Raw genomic sequence first — 17347 nt, 5'->3', positions numbered from 1 at the left:
CGTCCTCAAAAAGAAACGGAAGGACATTGCCTTCCGTTTCGCACTCCTGTAGCTGGCAGGTCAGTCGAGTGCCTTGTCGTTCGGGGTCTTGAAGAGCGCCTTCATGTCTTCGGACAGCGGGAAGTCCAGATTCAGGCCCTTCGGCGGCACCGGTTGCATGAACCACTTGGTGTACATGGTGTTGATCGTACCGTCCTTCATCAGGCCGGTGATCACGGTGTCGGAAAGCTTCTTGAACTGCGGGTCGTCCTTGCGGATCATGCAGCCGTACGATTCACGCGATTGCGGCTTGCCGACCACAATCCAGTCCGACGGGTTCTTGGCCTTGGCGCGCTCGCCGTACAGCAGTGCGTCGTCCATCATGAACGCCACGGCACGGCCCGATTCCAGCGTCAGGAACGACTGGCCATGGTCCTTGGTGCTGATGATGTTCATGCCCAGCTTCTGGTCGTCGTTCATCTTGCGCAGCAGGCGCTCCGACGTGGTGCCGGCGGTGGTCACGACATTCTTGCCCTTCAGGTCGGCCCAGTCCTTGATGCCGCCATCCTTCTTCACCATGATGCGGGTGCCGATGATGAAGATGCTGGTCGTGAACGATGCCTGCTTCTGGCGTTCCAGGTTATTGGTAGTCGAGCCGCACTCGATGTCGATGGTGCCGTTCTGCAGCAGCGTAATGCGGTTCTGCGAAGTGATCGGGATTTCCTTCACCTGCAGGTTCGGCATCTTGAGCTGGTCCTTGATGGCTTCCACGATCTTCATGTTGATATCGTAGGAATAGCCGACCTGACGGACGCCGCCGAGGTTGTAGTTGAACGGAATCGACGAATCGCGCACGCCAAGCGTAATCACACCGGTGTCTTTGATCTTCTTCAGCGTGCCCGTCAGTTGCTCAGCCGCCTGTGCGGTACCGCACATGAAGCCAGCTGCAATCATCAGGGAAGCCAACTTGGCAAAATTCATAACATCTCCTTGACCATGAAGAGAAAGGCGGGATTCTAATGACAAACCTCCCACTGATGAAACAGTATTGCGCAGCATGCGGCGCAAGACAACTGGGTTTTCTCCTAGAAGGGCAGATTTGAGGCATAGCTGCGCACCGGCGCAACATATGACAACGCGGCTGCCGGCATTGCCGGCAGCCGCGTCTGGCGCTCACGATTGGATCTGCTGCAGCGCACCATCAAGGACGGCCCGCGCAGCAGCACCTGCCATCAGGGATAGAGGCCGCGCATTTCACGAGCCTGCAGAATGCGGGTACAGGCAACGATAAATGCCGCGGTCCGCAATGTCACCTTGTTGTCCTGGGCGACTTGCCAGATTGCACGGAATGCCTCTTGCATGATTCGTACCAGGCGCTGGTTGATCTCCTCTTCCGTCCAGAAGAAGCTCGAGAAATCCTGCACCCATTCGAAGTACGACACCGTAACGCCGCCAGCGTTGGCAATCACGTCCGGTGCGACCAGGATATTGCGCTCGCGCAAGATATCGTCGGCTTCCGGCGTGGTCGGGCCGTTCGCACCTTCAATGACCATCTTTGCCTTGATCTGGGGCGCGTTCTTGGCAGTGATCTGGCCTTCCAGCGCGGCCGGGATCAGGATTTCGCAGTCGACCTGCCAGAACTGCTCGCCCGAGATGACCTCGGCGCGGTAGCCTTCGATGGTGCCGCTGTGCGATGCATATTCCATCATCGCCGGCACGTCCAGGCCGGCCGGGTCGTACAGCGTGGTGCGATGGTCCTGCACCGCCACGACCTTGGCCCCGGCTTCATGGAACAGCTTGGCGGCGACCGCGCCCACATTGCCGAAGCCCTGCACCACGACGCGGGCGCCCTTGATATCCAGGCCCAGGTTGCGCGCGGCTTCCGAGCCGACCACGAACACGCCGCGGCCAGTCGCCTCGCGGCGGCCCAGCGAGCCGCCAAGCGAGATCGGCTTGCCGGTCACCACGCCGGTCGACGTGCTGCCCGAATTCATCGAGTAGGTATCCATCATCCATGCCATCACCTGCTCGTTGGTGTTGACGTCCGGTGCCGGAATGTCCTTGTTCGGCCCGATGATGATGTTGATTTCGCTGGTGTAGCGGCGCGTCACGCGCTCCAGTTCGGCGCGCGACAGGCTGCGCGGGTCGACGCGGATGCCGCCCTTGGCACCGCCGTAAGGCACATTGACCGCAGCATTCTTGACCGACATCCAGGCCGACAGTGCCATCACTTCGGACAGCGTCACGTCCTGGTGGAAGCGCACCCCGCCCTTGCCCGGGCCGCGCGACAGGTTGTGCTGCACGCGATAGCCTTCGAAGTGGGCGATGGTGCCGTTGTCCATTTCGATGGGCACGTCGACGATCAGCGCGCGCTTCGGGCGCTTCAGGGTCTCGACCCAGCGTGCCAGGGAGCCCAGGTAAGGCGTGACACGGTCGACCTGCTGCAGGTAGATGCCCCACGGGCCGAGATTGTCGGCATTGAGGTAAGACGGGAGTACGTGGTTCTGGACAGCGATATTGGACGGTGCTGCGGATGACATCGGTTGGTTCCGGTGTGAAGGATGCCCGCAAGCTTAGGAGAGGCCGACCCGGCGAATCCAATGCCGTTTGATCATTCCATCATGCAAAACTTGCATAACCATCCCACCCAGTGAAATAGACCAACAGAGCCGCTTTTCACCTGTCAACCGGACCGCCGGTCGCTAGCCAACCAGCGTTGCCCAGACCTGGTCGACCAGCAGGCGCTTGCGGCGAGCCGGCGCGCCGCGCCGCTCGTTGCCGTTCTCGGCCGGCCGCTCGCGGTAGAGGCGGATCTCCATGTCGATCGACAGCGGCAGGCCGCGCGCCGACTCCGCCCGGACCAGCCGGCCCTGCGCCACGTCGTCGTGGACCGCGCTCTCGGGCAGGAAGGCCATGCCATGCCCGGCCAGCGCCATCACCTTGAGGGCTTCGGCCATATCCGTCTCGTAGCATTTGTCGAGCTTGAGTTCCTCCGCCGTATCCGCCAGCAGCAGATCCACCATGCGGCCGAGGAACGCGTTGGGCGTATAGCTGAGGAAGGGCACCGGCTTCTTGTCGGTGCCGGGCAGGCGGAACAGGGGCTTGCCGGCGGCATCGGGCACGCTGTAGGGCGACAGCCTCTCCGTGCCAAGCACGAGCATGTCGTAGTGCGCCGGGTCGAGCTGGATCGCCTGGCGCGCATGGTGATAGACCATGACCAGGTCGCAGCCGCCTTCCACCAGCATCAGCACCGCGTCGTGCACGTTCAGCGCGCGCAGCCGGCACGGCACCGTGCCGACCTTGCGCTCCAGCGCCTTGAGCCATTCCGGAAAGAACGTCAGCGACAGCGTGTGCGGCACCGCGAATTCCAGTACCTGCGCATTCGCCGAACGCTGCCCACGCATCAGCGCGCGCGTCTCGCTGACCTGCGCCAGCATCGCCAGTGCCTGCTCGTAGAACACCTTGCCGGCGGAGGTCAGGCTGGTCGGGTAGCTGGAGCGGTCGATCAGTTCCGTTCCGACCCACGCTTCCAGAGACTGGATGCGCCGCGAGAACGCGGGCTGCGTGACATGCCGCAGTTCGGCTGACCGCGAGAAGCTGTGCGTCTCGGCCAGGCTGACGAAGTCTTCAAGCCATTTGATTTCCATGGTGCGGATTATCCACCTGCGCCGCGGCGCACGTCACCTGACCTTGGCTGGCTTCCTCACTCATGCCAACTTTGAGCATTTAATGCTTATTTCAAACTGTTATGTAGAACAGGAATACAATTGCAGCCGATAACGGACGACAAAACGCATGCCTGTGCTCTGACCCGGCCAATATGATGAACGCATATCAAGAAGGCTCAGGAGCCCACCATGCCATCCCCATCCGCCCTGGCTGCCGCTCGTCCGGCCCGCCCGCCGCTATCCGCGCCACTCGACCAGCTCGCGCTGAGCATGGAAGCCACCTTCGCGCAGAGTGCGCGCATGGTGGCGAGCGGCATCGAGGCACACCTGCCCGATGCCGGCACGCTGCTGGCCTGCCTGCCGCCCGGCGCACTGCTCGGCGATCCGGATACGTATGCGCGCCACCTGGTCTATGCCGATCCGCTGGCGCGCTTCTCGGCGATGCTGCTGGTCTGGAGGCCGGGGCAGGCGAGTCCGGTGCATGGCCATCGCACCTGGTGTGCATACCGGGTGCTGCGCGGTACGCTGAGCGAGCGCCATTACCGCTGGGACGCTGCCAGCCAGCGCGCGCGGCTCACCAATACCGTCGCGCGCAGTGCCGGCGATACCTTCAGCGTACCGGCGGGCCTGCAGCATATCCATGCGCTGGACAATGCAGGCGAGGACGTCGCAGTCTCGCTGCATATCTACGGCGTCGACCGCGATCACATTGCCACTGGCGTCAACCTGCTGGTGGATACCGAAAACTAGCCCGTGCCGCGCGAGGTGTCGGCGCGAGCAGGCCAGCCGAATAACCTCCTGACATAGGCAGACCCATGGACCGCTACGACAAACAGATCCTCGCCATCCTGCAGGAAGACGCCACCGTGCCAGTGGCTGAAATCGGCGAGCGGGTCGGCCTGACCTCCACGCCTTGCTGGCGGCGCATCCAGAAGCTTGAAGAGTCCGGGCTGATCCGAAAGCGCGTTGCACTGCTGGACGCCGAGAAGCTGAACGCCGGAGTAACCGTGTTCGTCTCGGTGCGCACCAGCCAGCACAACCTGAAGTGGCTCAAGCAGTTCCACGGGCTGGTGGCGTCGATTCCGGAAGTCACCGAGTTCTACCGCATGGCAGGCGATACCGACTACCTGCTGCGCGTCGTCGTCCCCGACATTGCCGCCTACGACCGCGTCTACAAGAAGCTGATCCAGGGCGCGGAGCTGGCCGACGTCAGCTCCAGCTTCGCGATGGAGCAGATCAAGTACACCACCGCGCTACCGCTGGACTACGCATAGGCCGGCAGCAACGGCTTATCCCGGTGCGCCCAGCCCGTCATGCGCTTTTCGACAACGGCGAACAGCCGATCACCAAGTCGAGATTCTCGGCCCGTCGCGGCGCGAATGGATTCAGGCGTCCTGGGTAGCGTCGCCCACTTCGATAGCGAGCGCATCCACCACCTGCTCGCCGCTTGCGGCGCTGCGCGCCTGGATCTCCCACATTTCCGCATAGCGGCCGCCGGCGCGCATCAGGTCCGCGTGCGTGCCGCGTTCGACGATGCGACCGTGGTCCATCACGAGGATCTGGTCTGCGTGAACAACGGTAGAGAGGCGGTGCGCGATCAGCAGCGTGGTGCGGTTCTGCGCCAGGCGCATCAGCTCGGCCTGGATGGCTTGCTCCGTACGCGAATCCAGCGCAGAGGTGGCTTCGTCGAAGACCAGGATCGGCGGATTCTTCAGCAGCGTGCGCGCAATCGCCACGCGCTGCTTTTCTCCGCCCGACAGCTTGAGCCCGCGCTCGCCCACGGGGGTGTCATAGCCCTGCGGCAATTCGCTGATAAAGCTGTCAATCTGCGCGGCGCGTGCGGCGGCGATGACTTCATCACGGCTGGCATCGGGCCGGCCATAGGCGATGTTGTAGAAGATGCTGTCGTTGAACAGCACTGTGTCCTGCGGCACGATGCCGATGGAGCGGCGCAGGCTGTCCTGTGTGATGCTGCGGATATCCTGCCCGTCGATCAGGATCGCACCGCCGCTCACGTCGTAGAAGCGGAACAGCAGCCGCGCCAGCGTCGACTTGCCGGAACCGCTGTGGCCGACCACCGCGGTCGTGGTGCCGGCGGCGATGGTGAAATCCACGTCGTCCAGGATCACGCGGTTGGACTCATAGCCGAAGCGCACGTGGCTGAAACGGACTTCGGCGCCGGTGTTCCTGAACGGCTGCGCGCCCGGCGCATCGGCCACCTCCTGGTGCGTGCCCAGCAGCACGAACATGCGGTCCATGTCGGTAGTGGCCTGCTTGATCTCGCGGTAGATCACGCCGAGGAAGTTCAGCGGGATATAAAGCTGGATCATCAGCGTATTGACCAGCACCAGGTCGCCCAGCGTCAGCTTGCCCGCCACCACCCCCACCGTAGCGCGCCACAGGATCAGGATCAGCCCGACCGCGATGATGGCTTGCTGGCCGAAATTGAGGAACGACAGCGAATTCTGCGAGCGGATCGCAGCGGTGCGGTACTTGAGCAGGTTCTCGTCATAGCGCCGCGCCTCGTATTCCTCATTGCCGAAGTACTTGACCGTCTCGAAATTGAGCAGGGAATCGATCGCCTTCTGGTTGGCGCGCGAATCCAGCTCGTTCATCCTGCGGCGGAAATGCGTGCGCCATTCCGTCACCACGATGGTGAAGACGATATAGCCCCCCAGCGCGCAGCCGGTGATGGCGGCGAACCAGATGTCGTAGTGCAGCACGAAGAAGCCCATCACGAGCGCCATTTCCACCAGCGTCGGCAGGATGCTGTAGAGCGAGTACGAGATCAGGGACTGGATGCCGCGCGTGCCTCGCTCGATGTCGCGGCTCATGCCGCCGGTCTGGCGGTCCAGGTGGAAGCGCAATGACAGCGCATGCAGGTGCCGGAACACCTGCAGCGCAATCTCCCGCACCGCGCTCTGCGTGACCTTGGAAAAGAGGATCTCACGCAACTCCGTGAAGAGCGTGGCCGACAACCGCAATACGCCATAGGCAACGATCAGCCCGACCGGCACCACCAGCAGCGCCCGCGGATCGCCCGCGGTGATGTTCATGCTGTCGATCAGCCGCTTCATCAGCACCGGCACGCCCAGGTTGGCCACCTTGGCCGTGACCAGGCACGCCAGGGCCAGCATCACCCGCCACTTGTAGTGCCAGACATAGGGCAGCAGGTTGCGCACAGTCTGCCAGTCGCTGCGGGGGGCGCGCTGGCCGGGGAAGAGTGTGGCGGGCCGTGCGGGGGCAGGCTCGGCAGTCGTGGAATAGCGGCGCATACGTTAGAATTCGGGCCAATGGCCGATTGTCGCAGAGATCGCGCCAGCCGGCAGGAGACGCCCCCGGCATGCGTGCCGCCGCCTCCCTGCCCTGCGCTCCCGCACTGCTGCCCTCCTTCCCCGATTCCCGCCATGAATGCACCCCACACCGTCTCCGCCCTGCCCGCCGGCAAGAGCCCCGCGCTGCGCGTCGTGCCGATGCCCGCCGATGCCAACGTGCACGGCGACGTGTTCGGCGGCTGGATCATGGCGCAGGTCGACATCGCCGGCTCCATCCCGGCGGTAGAACGTGCGCAGGGGCGCGTGGCGACCGTCGCCGTGAATTCGTTCCTGTTCAAGTACCCCGTGTTTGTCGGGGACCTGGTCAGCTTCTATGCGGATATCGAAAAGACCGGCCGGACGTCGATCACCGTGTCGGTCGAGGTCTATGCGCAGCGCATGCGCCATAGCAATGAGATCGTCAAGGTGACGGAAGCCACCTTGACGTATGTGGCGACGGATGAATCCCGCCAGCCGAGGGTACTGCCTGCGGTGTGAGTTCGTGGGGTTGGCCAAGCCTGGAGCCAGCCAACCCCCGGGAAGACTTACGCAAACCGCGAAAAATCCGGCTTTCTCTTCTCAAAAAACGCCGAGAACGCCTCCTTCGCCTCCGGCGCCACCAGCATCCTCCGGAACACGGCCCCCTCTTCCGCCATCTGCTTTTCCACGAGCGAGACGTCCGCGCCCTTCATCAGGCGCTTGGTTTCGCGCAGCGAAGACGCCGGCAGGGCCGCCAGCTTGCGCGCCTGCTGCAAGGCAAAGTCGTGCAACTCCGCAACCGGCAGCACGCGGTTGACCAGACCGATTTCATGCGCTTCCTGCGCGCTGAAAGGCTCACCCAGCAGCAGCTTCTCCGCAGCCCGCTGGTAGCCCAGCAGGCGCGGCAGCAGCAGGCTGGAAGCGGCTTCCGGGCACAGGCCCAGTTGCGCGAATGGCAGCGACAGCTTTGCCGTTTCCGATGCGTAGACCAGATCGCAGTGCAGCAACAGCGTCGTCCCCACGCCCACCGCAGCGCCGCTCACGGCGGCAACGATTGGCTTGCTGGCGTGGCTGATCTGGTAGAGGAACTGGAATACCGGCGGCTGCTCCGCGCCCTCGCCGGCGGTCGGCGGGCGCTGCATGAAATCTTCCAGGTCGTTGCCGGCGGTGAAGATCTCGGCCTTGCCGCGGATCAGGATCGCGCGCACCGCCGGATCGCCTTCCGCCGCGCGCAGCGCATCGGCCATGGCCTGGTACATCGCTGCCGTGATGGCGTTCTTCTTCCCGATGCGGTCGAATTCGATGGTCAGGATGCCCTGATCGATGCTGGTGCTGATGCTCATGGATACCTCGTCTCGTGCATTTGTTGCTGTGATTGCCGCCCGCTGTCCTACTCAAGCGCAGGCGGCGTCTCGGAAAGATAGCTCAGGCCGAAAGCGCGCGCCCCGACGTTGAGCGCAACTGTCAGGCTCATCGGCGCAAGCATCAGTTCAACCTCATGCTCGCGCGCCGCGCGTTCGAGCGACTGGTAGGCCGGCATGTCGCGCACCGTACGGAGCGGCCCTGCGTAGCAGACCGACACCACGGGCGTCAGCAGGCTGCCGGTGCGAATGCATTCCTCCGCATGCGCCAGCACGCGCCGGATGCCTTCATCGGAACCGCGGACCTTGGCCACCGCATCGGTACGGCCCTTGTGCATGCGGATGATGGGGCGGATGTTGAAGGCGCTGCCCAGCATGTAGCGGCCCCACGTAATGCTGTCCTCGCCTTTCAGCTTGGCGCGCGTATACATGTAGAGCAGTTCGTCGGGGACGAGGAACGTGTGGGAGGCGTCGCGCAGCCGGTTCTCGACGGCTTCGACCACCGCCTTCGACCCGGCGCCGTCAGCCACCATGCGTGCCGCCTCCCGCACGATCAGCGCCTGCCCCGGCCCGATCGCGCCGGTATCGACGACGGTCAGGTCGAACAACCCCGAACGCCCCGCCTCCTTGCGCAGCCGGACGCTGCGGGCGGCGGTGCCGATGACCGCGCCGGTCGCATGCATGTAGAGCTTGCTGCGCGTGCTGGCAATGGTCAGCAGGATCGCCCGGTCGCAGCCCGCCACCACGTTGCGCAGCATGTGGTCTTCGAGTTCGCGCTCGACCAGCGGGATCGACTCGGCGTAGTGGTCCTGCTTGCCGATCAGGTACTGCTGGTACAGCGACGGGAGTGCCTCTTCGTCACGCGTATCGGCGACAAAGCGGTCGCCGGCGCGGATGCGGAACGGAATCGTCTGCACCTTCAGCGCGGCCATCACGGAACGCGGCATGTCGCATGCCGCATCGGCCAGAATTGCTGTCTCCTGCATATTGTTGTCTCCTCCTTATCTGGTGTCCCGCATGGCGGGTGGCAGTTCACTCCTTTTGTGGGTCCTGCTTTTCTTCACCTGACGGAAGGGCAGGACGGCCTGCCTCGGCCGCCCCGCTGGCGCGTTTCAGACGCGCTCGAAGATACCTGCTGCGCCCATGCCCGTACCGACGCACATGGTCACCATACCGTACTTGAGGTTGTGCCGACGCAGCGCGTGCACGACCGTGGCCGAGCGGATCGCACCGGTGGCACCCAGCGGATGGCCCAGCGCGATGGCGCCGCCCATGCGGTTGACCTTGGCCGGGTCCAGTTCCAGGTCGCGCATCACGGCCAGCGATTGCGCGGCAAACGCTTCGTTCAGCTCGATCCAGTCGATCTGGTCCTGCGTCAGGCCCGCGGCCTTCAGCGCGGCCGGAATCGCTTCCTTCGGGCCAATGCCCATGATCTCGGGCGGCACGCCGCGCACCGCGAACGAGACGAAGCGCGCCAGCGGCACCAGGTTGAACTGCTTGAGGATCTTTTCCGAGACCAGGATCAGCGCACCGGCGCCGTCTGAGGTCTGCGAGCTGTTGCCGGCGGTCACGCTGCCCTTGTTGGCAAACACGGCGCGCAGCTTGCCGAGGCCTTCGAGCGACGTGTCCGGACGCGGACCTTCATCCAGCGCGATCGTGCGCGTCTTCACGCTCACCTGGCCGCTGGCGAGGTCGGGGAAACGCTCAACGATTTCGATCGGCGTGATCTCGTCCTTGAACTCTCCGGCCTGCTGCGCCGCGACGGCCTTCTGGTGCGAGGCCAGCGAGAACGCATCCTGGTCCTCACGGCTGACCTTCCATTGCTGCGCCACCTTCTCGGCGGTCAGGCCCATGCCGTAGGCAATGCCGACGTTCTCGTCGCGGGTGAAGATCTCCGGCGACATCGACGGCGAGTTGCCCATCATCGGCACCATGCTCATCGATTCCACGCCGGCGGCGATCATCACGTCCGACTCGCCCACGCGGATGCGGTCGGCCGCCATCGCCACCGCGCTCACGCCCGAGGCGCAGAAACGGTTGACGGTAATGCCGCCCACCGTGTTGGGCAGGCCGGACAGCAGCGCGCCGATACGGGCGACGTTCAGGCCCTGCTGCGCCTCAGGAATCGCACAGCCTACGATGGCGTCTTCGATCAGCTTCGGGTCGAGATTGGGCACCTGCGCCACGGCCGCCTTCAGGATGGTGGCCAGCAGGTCGTCCGGGCGCGTGTTCTTGAACGCGCCCTTGGGCGCCTTGCCGATCGGCGAACGGGTGGCCGCAACGATGTATGCGTCTTGCAGTTGTTTCATGATTTCGATGCCTCGCTTGCCTGTTAGTTACCTTAGTTACGTACAGGCTTGCCGGTCTGCAGCATGCCCATGATGCGCTCCTGCGTCTTGCCGGTGCCCAGCAGGTCGACGAATGCCTTGCGCTCCAGCGCCAGCAGCCATTCCTCGCTCACCAGCGAGCCAGCCTCGACGTCGCCGCCGCACACCACTTCGGCGATGCGGGAGGCGATCAGGAAGTCGTGGGCGGAGATAAAGCCGCCGTCGCGCATATTGACCAGCGACGCCTTGATGGTGGCGACACCCGAGCGGCCGGCCACCGGGACCAGCGTCGGCAGCGGCGCGCGGTAGCCGGCGTTGGCCAGCGCGCGCACTTCGTTCTGTGCCACATAGAGCAGTTCGTGCACGTTGAACACGATCCTGTCGGACGGCTGCAGGTAGCCCATCTGGCGCGCTTCCAGTGCAGAGGCCGAAACCTTGGCCATGGCCGCGCTCTGGAAGCGGTTGGTCAGGAACTGCAGGTAGTTGGTGCTGCCAGCCGATTGTGCGGCACGTGCGGCTGCCAGCGCAGCTTCCTTCAGGCCGCCGCCCGCTGGCACCAGGCCCACACCCACTTCAACTAGGCCGATGTACGTTTCCAGCGCCGCCACGCGAGCCGCCGAATGCAGCATCAGTTCGCAGCCGCCGCCCAGCGCGATACCGGATGCCGCGGACACCACCGGCACCGAGGCGTACTTCACGCGCATCATGCCATCCTGGAACTTCTTCACGAACGGCTCGATGCCCTTGGCGCCGCCCATCATGAAGGCAGGCATCGCCGCCTCGAGGTTGGCGCCGGCGGAGAACGGGCCGCCCGGCGCGCCGAGCTGCAGCGAGGTCGGCTGCCACACCACCAGGCCCTTGTAGCCGGCTTCGGCAAGGTCGATGGCGCGGGTCAGGCCGTCGATCACATCCGGCCCGATCGTGTTCATCTTGCTCTTGAACGACACCACCAGCACGTCGTCCTGGCCTTCGCTCACCCAGATGCGCACGGCATCGTTCTCTTCGACGGTGCGGCCCGCCTTGCGCGGATCTGCCGCGTCCGAGCCCCTGAGCGAGGCGCGGAATACCTGGCGCTCATACACCGGCAGCGTGCTGCGGGCGACGAACGACTGCGTGGCCGGCGACCACGAACCGGCGGCGGCGTGCACACCCTGGTTCTCGGCCACGGGGCCTGCGAACACCCAGGCGGGCAGCGGCGCGGCCGACAGCGCCTTGCCGCCTTCGACGTCTTCCTTCACCCATTCGGCGACCTGCTTCCAGCCGGCCGACTGCCAGTCTTCAAACGGACCCGAATTCCAGCCGAAGCCCCAGCGGATGGCCAGGTCGATGTCGGCAGCGGAGCCGGCGATCTGTTCCAGGTACACGGCGATGTAGTGGAACACGTCGCGGAACACCGCCCATAGGAACTGCGCCTGCGGATTGGTGGATTCGCGCAGCAGCCTGATGCGCTCTGCCGGTTCCTTCTTCAGCATGCGCACGACGATCTCGTCCGCTTTCTTGCCCGATTCGACGTACTGGCCGGTCCTGGCGTCGAGCACCTTGATCGCCTTGCCTTCCTTCTTGTAGAAGCCGGCGCCCGTCTTCTGGCCCAGTGCACCTGCGTCGACCAAAGCCTTCAGCACGGCAGGCGTCTTGTAGACCGGAGCGAACGGGTCGTCCCGCAGGTTGTCCTGCATGGTCTTGATCACGTGCGCCATGGTGTCCAGGCCGACCACGTCCGCGGTGCGGAAGGTGGCGGACTTGGCGCGGCCCAGCTTGGAGCCCGTCAGGTCGTCGACCACGTCGAACGGAACGCCGTACTTCTCGGCTTCGGCAAACACGGCCAGGATCGAGAAGATGCCGACGCGGTTGGCGATAAAGTTGGGCGTGTCCTTGGCGCGCACCACGCCCTTGCCGAGCGTGGTGGTCAGGAAGGCTTCCAGCTTGTCGAGGATCTCCGGCTGCGTGGTCGCGGTGGCGATCAGCTCGGCCAGGTGCATGTAGCGCGGCGGGTTGAAGAAATGCACGCCGCAGAAGCGCGCCTTCAGGTCCGCGTCAAACCCGTCGGACAGCGCCGTGATCGACAGGCCCGATGTGTTGGTGGCGAAGATCGCGTGGGACGCCAGGTGCGGGGAGACCTTCTTGTACAGGTCGTGCTTCCAGTCCATGCGCTCGGCGATCGCTTCGATCACCACATCGCATTCCTTCAGCAGTGCGATGTCGTCTTCGTAGTTGGCAGCCCGGATCAGGCCGGCTTCGTCCTTGATGCCGAGCGGCGCGGGCGACAGCTTCTTCAGGTTCTCGATGGCACGCAGCGCGATGCCGTTCTTCGGGCCTTCCTTGGCCGGAAGATCGAACAGCACGACCGGCACGCGTGCATTGACGAGGTGCGCGGCGATCTGCGCCCCCATGACGCCGGCACCCAGCACGGCGACTTTCTTGACGATGAAATTGGACATGCGCGCTCCTGGATTAGTGAGCGTTGAGATGAGAGAGTGGGCGTGGCCCTTGGCTGCCGTCCGCGCCCCGCTCCCGCAACGGGAACGGAGCGCAAGCCGGCGGTAAATCAGAACAGGTCTGCGTCCAGCGCCATCAGCGTGGCCGAACCGGCGCGCGCCTTGCGGATTTCGGCAGCAGTTTCCGGCAGCAGCCTGGCGAAGTAGAAGCGCGCCGTGGCCAGCTTGGCCGTGTAGAACTTGTCGCCGCTGGCTTCCTTCTCCAGCGCGATCTTGGCCATGCGGGCCCAGAAGTACGAGAACACCAGATGGCCCACCACGCGCAGGTACGGCACCGCGGCGGCGCCCACTTCATCGGCGTTGCCCATCGCCTTCATGCCGATTTCCATGGTCAGCTTCTGGACCTTGTCGCCAATGTCGGCCAGCGGGTTGATGAACTCCTGCATGGCTTCGTTGGTGCCTTCGGCTTCGACGAATTCCTGCACGATCTTGCCGAAGGCCTTCATCCTGGCGCCCATGTCGCCCAGGATCTTGCGGCCCAGCAGGTCCAGCGCCTGGATGGTGTTGGTGCCTTCGTAGATCATGTTGATGCGGGCATCGCGCACGTACTGTTCCATGCCCCACTCGGCGATGTAGCCGTGGCCGCCGAATACCTGCATGCCCTCGTTGGTGGAGGTGAAAGCGTTGTCGGTCAGGAAGGCCTTGATCACCGGCGTCAGCAGCGCGACCAGGTCGCCGGCCTGCTTGCGCACGGCTTCGTCCGGGTGCGACAGCTCGCGGTCGATCTGCAGCGCGGTCCAGTAGCTGAAGGCACGGCCGCCTTCGACGTAGGCCTTCTGCGTCAGCAGCATGCGGCGCACATCCGGGTGCACGATGATCGGGTCGGCAGGCTTGTCCGGCGCCTTCGGGCCGGTCAGCGCACGCATCTGCAGGCGGTCCTTGGCGTAGGCCAGCGAGTTCTGGTACGCCACTTCGGTCAGGCCCAGGCCTTGCGCGCCTACGCCGAGGCGGGCAGCGTTCATCATCACGAACATAGCATTCAGGCCCTTGTTGGGCTCGCCCACCATCCAGCCGCGCGCGCCGTCCAGGTTCAACACGCAGGTGGCGTTGCCGTGGATGCCCATCTTGTGCTCGATCGAGCCGCACTTGATGCCGTTGCGCTCGCCCGGGTTGCCGTTGGCATCCGGAATGAACTTGGGCACCACGAACAGCGAGATGCCCTTGGTGCCGCCCGGCGCGTCCGGCAGGCGGGCCAGCACCAGGTGGATGATGTTCTCCGCCATGTCGTGCTCGCCGGCCGAGATGAAGATCTTGGTGCCCGTAATGAGGTACGAACCATCGGCCTGCGGCTCGGCCTTGCTGCGCAGGATGCCGAGGTCGGTGCCGCAGTGCGGCTCGGTCAGGCACATGGTGCCGGTCCATACGCCGGAAACCAGCTTGGGCAGGTAGGCCTGCTGCAGCTCGGGCGTACCGTGTGCGTGCAAAGCCTCGTACGCGCCGTGCGACAGCCCCGGGTACATGGTCCATGCCTGGCTGGCCGAGTTCAGCATCTCGTAGACCACATTGTTGATCACGATCGGCAGGCCCTGGCCGCCGAAAGCGGGATCGCACGCCAGTGCCGGCCAGCCGGCTTCCACGTACTGCTGGTAGGCTTCCTTGAAGCCGGTAGGCGCCTTCACCACGCCATCGCCGACGTAGGTGCAGCCCTCGCGGTCGCCGACCTGGTTGAGCGGGAATACGACGTCCGCGCAGAACTTGCCGGCTTCTTCGATGACCTGGTTGATGGTGTCCGCGTCGATGTCCGCGTGCGGCGGCATCGCCTTGAGTTCGGCTTCGGCGCCGAGCAGTTCATGGAGCACGAACTGCATGTCGCGCAACGGTGCGGTGTACTGGCCCATCAGAGACTCCTTGGAGTTATACGATGCCGCCACGCCGCCCGCTCGCTTGCGCGATGGGGTCCGACCCGGCGACCTCAGGTACGGTAAGACTGAATCAGTTTGTTAAGCGCGACCATGGCAAGTTCGGCACTGTCCGGCAGGCGCAGGAAACGGGCGTCATGATGCAAGCCTAGTTCAAGGCTGTACATCTCGAACAGCATCAGGCGCGGATCGCAATCCGCGCGCAGGTGCCCTTCCTGCTTGGCCTGGTCGATGGCCCGCATCAGCGCGGCGCGCCAGATGGTGACGCTCTTGACGAGCTCGTCACGCACCAGGCTTTCCGCGCGGTCGTCATACTCGACCGCGCCACTGATGTAGATGCATCCGGTCGTCACTTCCTGGATGCGCTTCTCCATCCACCGGCGCACCATCGACCACAGCCGGGGCAGGCCGCGCGGCTCGTGCAGCGAGGGGTAGAAGACCTCCTGCTCGAACCTGCGGTGATACTCCCGCACCACCTCTACCTGCAGGTCTTCGCGCGAACCGAAATGCGCGAACACGCCGCTCTTGCTCATCTGCATGCGTTCCGCCAGCAGCCCGATGGTGAGTCCTTCGAGGCCGTCGCGGGACGACAATTCCAGTGCGGCATCCAGAATCGCCACGCGCGTCATTTCCCCCTTGCGCATCGGCGCGGGAGAGGCGGTAGCAGATTCGAGACGGGCTGACTGGTGTCGCATGTTTTTTCTCCGTTCTTTGCGACGCCACATCGTGCGTCGCGGTATGACCCTGACATTGCTTTTATTGCCTGCAGCGCCCGGAATATCCGGGTTTTGCCGCGAATGCACGCAGTCTAAGCCAAAAAAGAACGGTCGTTCAGATTATTCTGTCGAGACTCGCGCCCATCAAGCTTTTAATTAGACCGGTGTTTCTAAACGGACTGCGCTGCAGCATCGCCAGCAATGCCCGGATTGTCACTGGTTGCAGGAAGTCCGGTGCGGCAGGGCAGCATGGCGTGCACGCGCTCAGTAGCGCCCCGTCACTCCGGCAATGACGACGCCCAGGCGCAACACCATATAGGCCGCCCAGTTGGTCAGGCGGCGCCATGTGGAGCGCCGCGCATGGGTTTCCGGCATGACGCGGACGCTGCGCAGTTCGATCGCGCGCTCGAGCTCGGTGCGCAACTCGGCGGCAAAGGCGGCATCGTAGACCGAAATATTGGCCTCGCGCGCCAGCAGCAGGCTGAACGGATCCATGTTGCTGGATCCGACCGTGGCCCATGCTTCATCCACCACGCCAACCTTGGCATGGAGAAAGCTCTCGGCGTATTCGTAGATTTCCACACCGGCATCCAGCAGGCTGGCGTAGAGGGCGTGCGTAGCAAAATGCTGCAGCCGGTACTCGACCATGCCTTGCAGCAGCAGGCGCACGCGCACACCCCGCTGGCGGCACGCCAGCAGCGCGCGCCGCATCTTGTGGCCAGGCAGGAAGTAGGCGTTGGCGAGAATCACATCCTGGCGCGCCGCGCCCAGTGCGCGCAGGTATTCGCGCTCGATGGCGCGGCGGTTACGCAGGTTGTCGCGCAGCAGCAAGGCCGCGCGCACGCCACCGGACTCTTCCGGCCGGGGTGGCATGTCCGTGATCAGCGGATAGTCGGCGGCGGCCCCTGCCAGGCCCACTTCGCGCATCTCGCCGCGGAAGGACAGGCGCCACCAAAGCCGCTCCGCGGTCAGCGCGATGCGATCCACCAGCGGCCCCCTGACCTCCACGGCGAAGTCGTAGCGCGGCCCCAGGCCCGCCTGGTCGAATGGTCCGTGGTTGTGGTCGTCGATGATGTTGATGCCGCCGACAAAGGCGACCTGCCGGTCCACCACGGCGAGCTTGCGATGCAGCCGGCGCAAATGCCGCCGCGCGAGCGTAAAGCCGCGCATCGCACGATAGACGCGCAATTGCACGCCTGCGGCACGCAGGCGCTCCGCCAGCGCCGCGGGCATGTCGCCGGCGCCGAAGCCGTCCACCGTCACGCGCACGGAAACGCCCCGCTGCGCCGCGCGGATCAGCGCATCGCTGACTGCCTGCCCGGCGGGGTCGTCGGCATAGATGTAGGTCTCCAGCATGACCAGGACGACAGCCTGGTCGATAGCCGCAACCAGTGCCGGAAAGTATTCCTGGCCGCTGCGCAGGAGGCGCACGCGGTTGCCGGCCACCGGCTTGCCACGCCGCCACGCCCAGCGCAGCATGTGGGCCCGTGCGGCGTGCCGGCCGGTGTCCGCAGCCTCGCCCCGCAACGCGGCATTGGCCGCGCTTGCCGGAACTTGCTCGGAACGTGCCTGATCGGATATCCGTGACATGACGAGATTATGAGACACCCGGCGCCACCTGCACATCGGCGCACGCAACTCTGCTATTG

General features: G+C 64.7%; 14 protein-coding genes. 3 read left to right on the top strand and 11 right to left on the bottom strand.

What is annotated here, in order from left to right; translation table 11 throughout:
* Positions 1-60: 60 nt before the first annotated feature.
* The 3 genes from RM96_RS24830 to RM96_RS24820 form a co-directional block, all read right to left on the bottom strand.
* Complete coding sequence (locus RM96_RS24830) at positions 61-960, bottom strand: glutamate/aspartate ABC transporter substrate-binding protein (RefSeq protein WP_039014390.1); 900 nt, start codon at positions 958-960, stop codon at positions 61-63.
* Positions 961-1211: 251 nt separating this feature from the next.
* Positions 1212-2519, bottom strand: coding sequence for a Glu/Leu/Phe/Val family dehydrogenase (locus RM96_RS24825; RefSeq protein ID WP_039014389.1), 1308 nt, complete (start codon positions 2517-2519; stop codon positions 1212-1214).
* Between the two features lie 162 nt (positions 2520-2681).
* Positions 2682-3626: a LysR substrate-binding domain-containing protein gene (locus RM96_RS24820; protein ID WP_039014388.1), complete on the bottom strand. Its 945-nt coding sequence runs from the start codon at positions 3624-3626 to the stop codon at positions 2682-2684.
* Between the two features lie 210 nt (positions 3627-3836).
* Here RM96_RS24820 and RM96_RS24815 point away from each other — a divergent pair, with 210 nt between their 5' ends.
* Positions 3837-4397, top strand: a complete 561-nt coding sequence (locus RM96_RS24815; protein ID WP_039014387.1) for a cysteine dioxygenase family protein — start codon at positions 3837-3839, stop codon at positions 4395-4397.
* 65 nt (positions 4398-4462) lie between these two features.
* On the top strand, positions 4463-4921 hold the full coding sequence (locus RM96_RS24810) for an Lrp/AsnC family transcriptional regulator (RefSeq protein ID WP_039014386.1): 459 nt from the start codon (positions 4463-4465) through the stop codon (positions 4919-4921).
* Between the two features lie 111 nt (positions 4922-5032).
* Here RM96_RS24810 and RM96_RS24805 read toward each other — a convergent pair whose 3' ends face one another.
* Positions 5033-6922, bottom strand: coding sequence for an ABCB family ABC transporter ATP-binding protein/permease (locus RM96_RS24805; protein ID WP_039014385.1), 1890 nt, complete (start codon positions 6920-6922; stop codon positions 5033-5035).
* 132 nt (positions 6923-7054) lie between these two features.
* On the opposite strand from RM96_RS24805, the gene RM96_RS24800 reads away from it, so the two are divergent.
* Positions 7055-7459, top strand: coding sequence for an acyl-CoA thioesterase (locus RM96_RS24800; RefSeq protein ID WP_039014384.1), 405 nt, complete (start codon positions 7055-7057; stop codon positions 7457-7459).
* Positions 7460-7506: 47 nt separating this feature from the next.
* Here RM96_RS24800 and RM96_RS24795 read toward each other — a convergent pair whose 3' ends face one another.
* From RM96_RS24795 to clsB, 7 genes are all read right to left on the bottom strand, one after another.
* Entirely contained in the window at positions 7507-8283 is a 777-nt protein-coding gene (locus tag RM96_RS24795) for an enoyl-CoA hydratase (RefSeq protein WP_039014383.1), read from the bottom strand.
* A 47-nt stretch (positions 8284-8330) separates the two neighbouring features.
* Positions 8331-9287 carry a DegV family protein gene (locus RM96_RS24790; RefSeq protein ID WP_039014382.1) on the bottom strand — a complete coding sequence of 319 codons (957 nt, stop codon included), beginning with the start codon at positions 9285-9287 and terminating at the stop codon, positions 8331-8333.
* A gap of 126 nt (positions 9288-9413) precedes the next feature.
* Positions 9414-10613, bottom strand: a complete 1200-nt coding sequence (locus RM96_RS24785; protein WP_039014381.1) for an acetyl-CoA C-acyltransferase — start codon at positions 10611-10613, stop codon at positions 9414-9416.
* A 29-nt stretch (positions 10614-10642) separates the two neighbouring features.
* A complete protein-coding gene (locus RM96_RS24780; protein ID WP_039014380.1) occupies positions 10643-13066 on the bottom strand; it encodes a 3-hydroxyacyl-CoA dehydrogenase/enoyl-CoA hydratase family protein in 2424 nt (807 codons plus the stop codon).
* A 107-nt stretch (positions 13067-13173) separates the two neighbouring features.
* The gene (locus RM96_RS24775; protein ID WP_039014379.1) at positions 13174-14961 is read right to left on the bottom strand and encodes an acyl-CoA dehydrogenase C-terminal domain-containing protein; all 1788 of its coding nucleotides are present in this window, start codon (positions 14959-14961) and stop codon (positions 13174-13176) included.
* 74 nt (positions 14962-15035) lie between these two features.
* Positions 15036-15626, bottom strand: coding sequence for a TetR/AcrR family transcriptional regulator (locus RM96_RS24770; RefSeq protein ID WP_039014378.1), 591 nt, complete (start codon positions 15624-15626; stop codon positions 15036-15038).
* 336 nt (positions 15627-15962) lie between these two features.
* Positions 15963-17288, bottom strand: a complete 1326-nt coding sequence (gene clsB, locus RM96_RS24765; protein ID WP_152624204.1) for a cardiolipin synthase ClsB — start codon at positions 17286-17288, stop codon at positions 15963-15965.
* Positions 17289-17347: the final 59 nt, after the last annotated feature.

Source organism: Cupriavidus sp. IDO, from assembly GCF_000812465.1.
Lineage (GTDB): Bacteria > Pseudomonadota > Gammaproteobacteria > Burkholderiales > Burkholderiaceae > Cupriavidus.
The sequence above is the reverse complement of the archived record's forward strand: the minus strand, read 5'-3'. Positions and strand labels throughout refer to the sequence as shown.

Excerpts from the sequence above, each read along its gene's own strand:
- RM96_RS24815 (WP_039014387.1), top strand. The coding sequence starts at position 3,837 with ATGCCATCCCCATCCGCCCTGGCTGCCGCTCGTCCGGCCCGCCCGCCG.
- RM96_RS24800 (WP_039014384.1), top strand. The coding sequence starts at position 7,055 with ATGAATGCACCCCACACCGTCTCCGCCCTGCCCGCCGGCAAGAGCCCC.
- RM96_RS24820 (WP_039014388.1), bottom strand. The coding sequence starts at position 3,626 with ATGGAAATCAAATGGCTTGAAGACTTCGTCAGCCTGGCCGAGACGCAC.
- RM96_RS24770 (WP_039014378.1), bottom strand. The coding sequence starts at position 15,626 with ATGCGCAAGGGGGAAATGACGCGCGTGGCGATTCTGGATGCCGCACTG.
- clsB (WP_152624204.1), bottom strand. The coding sequence starts at position 17,288 with ATGTCACGGATATCCGATCAGGCACGTTCCGAGCAAGTTCCGGCAAGC.
- RM96_RS24805 (WP_039014385.1), bottom strand. The coding sequence starts at position 6,922 with ATGCGCCGCTATTCCACGACTGCCGAGCCTGCCCCCGCACGGCCCGCC.
- RM96_RS24775 (WP_039014379.1), bottom strand. The coding sequence starts at position 14,961 with ATGGGCCAGTACACCGCACCGTTGCGCGACATGCAGTTCGTGCTCCAT.
- RM96_RS24780 (WP_039014380.1), bottom strand. The coding sequence starts at position 13,066 with ATGTCCAATTTCATCGTCAAGAAAGTCGCCGTGCTGGGTGCCGGCGTC.
- RM96_RS24825 (WP_039014389.1), bottom strand. The coding sequence starts at position 2,519 with ATGTCATCCGCAGCACCGTCCAATATCGCTGTCCAGAACCACGTACTC.
- RM96_RS24830 (WP_039014390.1), bottom strand. The coding sequence starts at position 960 with ATGAATTTTGCCAAGTTGGCTTCCCTGATGATTGCAGCTGGCTTCATG.
- RM96_RS24795 (WP_039014383.1), bottom strand. The coding sequence starts at position 8,283 with ATGAGCATCAGCACCAGCATCGATCAGGGCATCCTGACCATCGAATTC.
- RM96_RS24810 (WP_039014386.1), top strand. The coding sequence starts at position 4,463 with ATGGACCGCTACGACAAACAGATCCTCGCCATCCTGCAGGAAGACGCC.
- RM96_RS24790 (WP_039014382.1), bottom strand. The coding sequence starts at position 9,287 with ATGCAGGAGACAGCAATTCTGGCCGATGCGGCATGCGACATGCCGCGT.